The organism is Ferruginibacter sp. (genome assembly GCF_031430955.1).
In the GTDB taxonomy this organism is placed as follows: domain Bacteria; phylum Bacteroidota; class Bacteroidia; order Chitinophagales; family Chitinophagaceae; genus Ferruginibacter.
Genome location: NZ_JANPCM010000402.1, coordinates 1 through 5,852 on the forward strand (window position 1 = coordinate 1; position 5,852 = coordinate 5,852).

Annotated in this window: 7 protein-coding genes; 3 read left to right on the plus strand and 4 right to left on the minus strand. The window is 35.3% G+C overall.

Annotated features, from left to right (window positions below):
- Positions 1–216 (plus strand): hypothetical protein (locus ACY65O_RS11310; RefSeq protein WP_462220965.1); only part of this gene is annotated, 216 nt, incomplete at its 5' end.
- A gap of 12 nt (positions 217–228) precedes the next feature.
- Here the strand turns inward: ACY65O_RS11310 and ACY65O_RS11315 are convergent.
- Positions 229–609 (minus strand): SRPBCC domain-containing protein, encoded by a 381-nt coding sequence (locus ACY65O_RS11315; RefSeq protein ID WP_462220966.1) that lies wholly within the window; start codon positions 607–609, stop codon positions 229–231.
- Between the two features lie 111 nt (positions 610–720).
- Between ACY65O_RS11315 and ACY65O_RS11320 the strand changes: the two genes are divergently transcribed.
- Positions 721–1,314 (plus strand): 2OG-Fe(II) oxygenase, encoded by a 594-nt coding sequence (locus tag ACY65O_RS11320; protein ID WP_462220967.1) that lies wholly within the window; start codon positions 721–723, stop codon positions 1,312–1,314.
- Between the two features lie 58 nt (positions 1,315–1,372).
- On the opposite strand, the gene ACY65O_RS11325 is transcribed toward ACY65O_RS11320, so the two are convergent.
- Entirely contained in the window at positions 1,373–2,473 is a 1,101-nt protein-coding gene (locus tag ACY65O_RS11325) for an alpha/beta hydrolase (protein WP_462220968.1), read from the minus strand.
- Positions 2,474–3,084: 611 nt separating this feature from the next.
- On the opposite strand from ACY65O_RS11325, the gene ACY65O_RS11330 reads away from it, so the two are divergent.
- Complete coding sequence (locus ACY65O_RS11330; protein WP_462220969.1) at positions 3,085–4,404, plus strand: PQQ-dependent sugar dehydrogenase; 1,320 nt, start codon at positions 3,085–3,087, stop codon at positions 4,402–4,404.
- Between the two features lie 38 nt (positions 4,405–4,442).
- Here ACY65O_RS11330 and ACY65O_RS11335 read toward each other — a convergent pair whose 3' ends face one another.
- Both ACY65O_RS11335 and ACY65O_RS11340 read right to left on the minus strand, forming a co-directional pair.
- Complete coding sequence (locus ACY65O_RS11335; protein WP_462220970.1) at positions 4,443–4,985, minus strand: DUF1415 domain-containing protein; 543 nt, start codon at positions 4,983–4,985, stop codon at positions 4,443–4,445.
- Positions 4,986–5,124: 139 nt separating this feature from the next.
- A complete protein-coding gene (locus tag ACY65O_RS11340; protein ID WP_462220971.1) occupies positions 5,125–5,307 on the minus strand; it encodes a hypothetical protein in 183 nt (60 codons plus the stop codon).
- Positions 5,308–5,852: the final 545 nt, after the last annotated feature.

The following is a 5,852-nucleotide window of genomic DNA, read 5'->3' on the forward strand; positions in this document are numbered from 1 at the left end:
GTAGGTGTACTTGCTTTGTGTATTGGTTATTATTATCACCGTGCTGGCGCAGGTAATATTCATGCCTTTTTTAAACATACTATTCCAACAAGAATATTTGTTTTTCTTTCTTTTACTGCATTTGTATTGCTTAATTATGTACCGCCAATGCTTATTTTATTTGGTGCAGTAGATTTTGCAGGAGCACTATGGACATGGTGGGCATTAAAAAAATAGATGCTGTATTTATCAGGAGGAGTAAAATCTTATCAGTAAACCAAAATAATTATCGTCCCAGCCTTCTACCATTTCTTTGTAAGCTTCATCAGGAATATTGGTGTGTTGTAATTCTGCAGATGTACCCTGTTTATGCTGATGCAATTTTATAGTAACTATAGATTCTGCTTCCTGCCCATCAAAATACCATTGCTGTACAATTTTTTTATTTTCCTCAAACGCAATATTTTTCCCTACGATGCTTCCTTCCCATAAAGAAAATTCGCTCCCCGGTTCGGTACTCATTTCTGCCTGCTCCCCCGTCCATAACTGAATGGTATGAGGTAATGTTAATGCCAGGTAAACTTCTTCTGGTGTTGCCGGAATTATGTAATATTTTTTATAGTCTTTCATTTGCTGTAATAATGCATAAAGATAAAAATATTTTTACTATTTATAAAAAACGCTGCAATATGATAATCTCCAAAAGAACTACCTTACCCTTTTTAACTATTACATTTTACAATGACAAACCGTTTTGATGTATTGATTGACAGTTATCTCGATAACGGTATAGGAATTGACAATGATTTTTTAAATGAAGAGCTGAGTAATGGATTGCATCAAAATATTCTGCAATTGCAAAAAGATGATTTGATGACTGCTGCCGGTATTGGCAACAAAGAAGTAAAAGATGCCCAGCAAAAAATGAGAGGCGATAAAATTTACTGGATGGATAAAAGTCACGACAATATTTATGAGCAGGAATTTTTACAGCAGATAGAAAATTTTATTGATCGCCTTAACTGCACGTGCTATACCGGCATTAATGGTTATGAATTTCATTATGCCGTTTATGAAGAAGGCAGTTTTTACAAACGCCATAAAGACCAGTTTAAAAATGACAGCGACAGAAAATATTCTCTTATAAATTATTTAAACAACAACTGGCTGGAGGAAGATGGCGGACAATTATTGGTGTATCAAAACGAAGCTGTGCAAAAAATTCAACCTCAATCGCAAACTGCAGTATTTTTTAAAAGCGATGAGATGGAACATGAAGTAATAAAAGCTAACCGCAGCAGAATGAGTATTACGGGATGGTTGAAACGATCTTAAAAAAAATTAAAAAAAACCTCAGAAAAACTGAGGTTTTAAATTATTATTATAAAGCTTGTTATTTATTGAACGCATTCTTTAAAGCAGTTGCACCAAAAACCTGTGCGTCTTTAGCCTGTGGTACAACAGCTGACATACCAAAAAATTCATGCGTTACCCCATCATAGTTTTTAAAAGCTACAGCCACGCCGGCTGCTTTTAATTTATCACTTAACATTTCTCCATCAGTTTGTAAGGGATCGTATTGAGCAGTAATAATTGTAGTAGCGGGTAAGTTTTTTAAATTGGCATTTACCAAATCAATCATTGGAGATTTGCCATCTGCCGCACTTCTGAGATATTTATTAAAAAACCAACTCATCAGAGGCCGGTCTAATGGTTTTGCCATTGCGTTTTTTTGGTAAGCTGCTGTAGTAGTATCGTACCCTGCAATTGGATATACCAGTAACTGATGTACCGGCATAGTTAAACCTTTATCCCGTGCCATCATACATACTGCGGTAGCCAGATTACCGCCTGCACTTTCGCCGGCGATTGCAATTTTTTTTGCATCACCTTTAATAGAAGCAGCATTTTTTACAACCCACTCATAGGCTGCGTAACTATCATTATGCGCTGTTGGAAATTTATTTTCAGGTGCCTGCCTGTACTCCACAGAAACTAACACTGCACCCGTTTGTTCTGCCAATGCCCTTGCACTTGCATCATACGTATCAAGGTTTGCAATTACCCAACCACCGCCATGGTAATAAACTATTACAGGAAAAAGGCCATCACCTCTTGGTGAATAAATTCTCAGATGAATATTTCCGCCCGTTACGGGAATGTTTTTCCCCATGGTATCCAAATTTGAAGGCGGAACGTGAATATTATTTTCTTTAATTACATCCATTACCGCATCTGCAGGAGAATGTTGTTTACGGGCATCTGCTGCAGATAGTGTAACTAAAGCAGGATCATTATAACTCATTAATTTTTCAATAACTACCTGCATTTCTGGAGTAATACCCGGCCCCCATTCCGGTTTGGCACCTTTTGGTTTAAGCGTTACTGGCTGCTCCTTTTCAGCCGTAACGGAGTTTTTTGAACTATCAGCAGCAGAAAGGGTGTTACTGCTGCTGCCATTGTTGCATGATGCAAAAATTATAATCAAAAGCAAGAGTAATGAATAAGTAATTTTTTTAAAAAAATTGTAAAACATAATTGGTTTTATTTAAATAAATGATGAATTATATTATTGATAACAGGTAAAACTCATGCCAAAAAGTGTGATGTCTGTTTTTAAAATATTAAGGTTAATAATTATTGCTGATTTTTCACCAGGTATTTCATTATGTAAAATAATCGCTCACTTTCCTCTTATATTTTAATTAAAGAGAGGCATGAAAATTTTTTGGTATACCGTTTGCAATTTTTTATTATTCCACTTCCTCTTTTTCTCTTACAGTAGTATATTTTTTAACGGGCTGCAACAAACTGTTGTAACCAATTACTAATTAAAAAAAATAGGCTAATGTGAAAGCACCAGGGTAATAAAAAGATGACAAGGTTTGTTTGCATCTTTAATTTTGGTTGTGACCATTATAAAAATTGTGAAAGTGGCTTTACCATTTATTGCCTTAATTAACAGGGGGTTGGTCATATTCAGTTTATGAAATCAACAATCCTTTTTTTGTGTATTAACATTTTTATTATTTTTTTTTAAAAAATTTTCTATAATCTTAGTGTTACATAGAATGATATAATTACTTCTTTAAAAAATATACAATAATGATACAAAATATTTCTATCCTTTTCTTTATTACTACACTATTTGCATGTGGTAATTCAACATCTCAAACCAAGGCTGTTAAAACTAATCCTAATTTAGGGGCAACCATACAAGATACAATGCCAGTACCATATTCAACCAAATCGTCAAAAAATTACAGTAAGGTAATTGGATGGCCGGAAGGTAAAACACCCATAGCGCCAGAGGGCTTTGAAGTTACAAAATTTGCTGATGGCCTCGACCACCCCCGATGGATATATGTGGGCAGCAACGGCGATATTTTTGTGGCGGAAACCAACACTGTATTAAAAGGAATTAAAAAACTTGGGGCAAAACTTTCCCGAAAAATAAAAACACAGCATTACGGCACCAGTGCCAACCGCATTACTATGTTCAGGGATAAAAATAAAGATGGCGTTTTTGAAAGCCGTTTTGTTTTTGCAGAAAAATTAAATCAACCGCTGGGCATGCTGATATTAAATAATCATTTTTATGTGGGCAATACAGATGCGTTACTGATATTTGATTATAAAATTAGCGATACTGCCCTGGCTGGCGCAGGAAAAAAAATTGTGGATCTGCCAATGGGAGGTTATAATAATCACTGGTCGAGAAATATTATTGCCAATAAAAAAGGGGATAAAATTTATATTTCGATTGGCTCGGGCAGTAATGCTGCAGAACATGGAATGGAAAATGAAATAAGAAGGGCTAACATTTTAGAAATAAATCCTGATGGCAGTGGCGAAAGAATTTATGCAAACGGCCTGCGTAACCCGGTTGGTATGGATTGGGCGCCTGGCACAACAACTTTATGGACAGCAGTAAATGAAAGAGATGAATTAGGCGATGAATTGGTACCCGACTATATGACAAGTGTGAAAGATGGCGGCTTTTATGGCTGGCCATATTCTTACTATGGAAAAAATTTAGATCCGAGATTAAAAGATAGTCAAAGGCCCGACCTTGTAGCAAAAGCAATTGTACCTGATGTGCCGCTTGGATCGCACACCGCATCGCTTGGATTAGCTTTTTATGATAAACAATCTTTCCCAACAAAATATCATAACGGTGCATTTATCGGGCAGCATGGCTCGTGGAACCGTAAGGAATTAACAGGATATAAAGTAATGTTTGTTCCTTTTGCAAATGGCAAACCATCCGGCGCACCCGAAGATTTTTTAACCGGCTTTATCGCCGATGTCTCAAAAAGTGAAGTGTATGGCAGGCCGGTTTGTGTGGCTGTACTGGATGATGGCTCAATGTTGGTAACGGATGATGTAAGTAATATTGTGTGGAGGGTTAGCAGGAAGAAATAAAATGGTGATAACTGGATGTCTTAAAAAAACAATCAGCATCACAAACAGGCATCCCTCAGCATCTTCATATATACCAACCCTTTTTCTTTGGCAAAATTAATATTGGTATCAGGGATATTTTCGGGGTGCTTATAATTTTGTAAAGCTTTATCAATGCTGGCTTCACGTAATAAATGCAGCATGGGATATACTGAGCGGTTAGTGTAATTGGCTGCATCATTTTCTGTTGATCCTGCAAATAAATATAAAGGATGAAAACTGGCTACCTGATAAATACCTTCGTAGCCATTTTGCTGCAATAATTTTTCGGCAACCGAAACTATGTCCAGGTAATCATCGAATTGCTCAAAAGTATTGGGGAAAATAATAAAACTGGTTTCGGTAGTTACATCATCATCCATCCTCATGGCTTCCAGTAAAAAAGTCTGCAGGCAAATATTTGCATCTGTACTTATCTCAACTATGTAATGCACAGTTTGCTGCTTTATTACTGAGGCTGCAAAAGGGCAAAAGTTGCAACCCACCACTACATCGTTAATCCATTTTTTTGTTTGTTCAATTACCTGCTGATCCAACATCATTTATATTGAGCATTTATATTGGTAAAGCTAACTTTATTTAGCAGTACAAAATATGGAAGTAAAGAATTTTAAGTAACTCACTTTTCAGCCTGTGGTGCAAGTGATATGCTAAACACTTGCACCTTTCAATTGCTTATAATTAAGCATAATGCCTTCTTTGCAGGCTGCTTTTTCTTTGGCGCTGAATATTCCATAAATCCGCAGCTGTAAATGCTTTTGTTTGGATAACATTAAATGCCAGTGTTTCATTAACTACTGTGGTTAATTTTTTAGTTGCTGCTTTGCTTATTGATGTGAATAAGCTGGTGTTTTGTGTGTTCATGATTTTAATTTTTTAATGGTTTTAATTTTATTTCCTTTGATAACACAAAGATAGGGCGATATATGGTACTATGCAAAACAAAGTAGTATGCTATTATGTAGTAATAGCCGAAGAATAATACCTCTTTTATAAATTAGTTACTTGATAATGAGCTAATTAAAAAATGATAAGTTTAAAATTTATTAGAAAAGTCAATTTTACAAATGGTAAAATAGTTGGTTGAGTGGATGAATATTGAAAATAAATATATGCAAAATGAAAATTACGGATTGATTTTGCAGGTTAATTATCTGCTTAATGAAAGTCTTAACAGCCAATTTTATTTGCTTAAGAGGCTGTTTGAGTTATTTATTTATTTTATTTGCCTAAAGCCGACAACCTCAATTTGCATTACCACGCCTTTAAAGGCGTGGTAATGCAATGAAAATAAAAAGGCTTTAGCTAAATTGTATTCTGCTAAAATTAATTCAAACAGCTTCTAAGATTCAGCAAATATTTTTTTATCATAACCTTCCTCGGTACTTTCACCTGAATAAATTTCATAT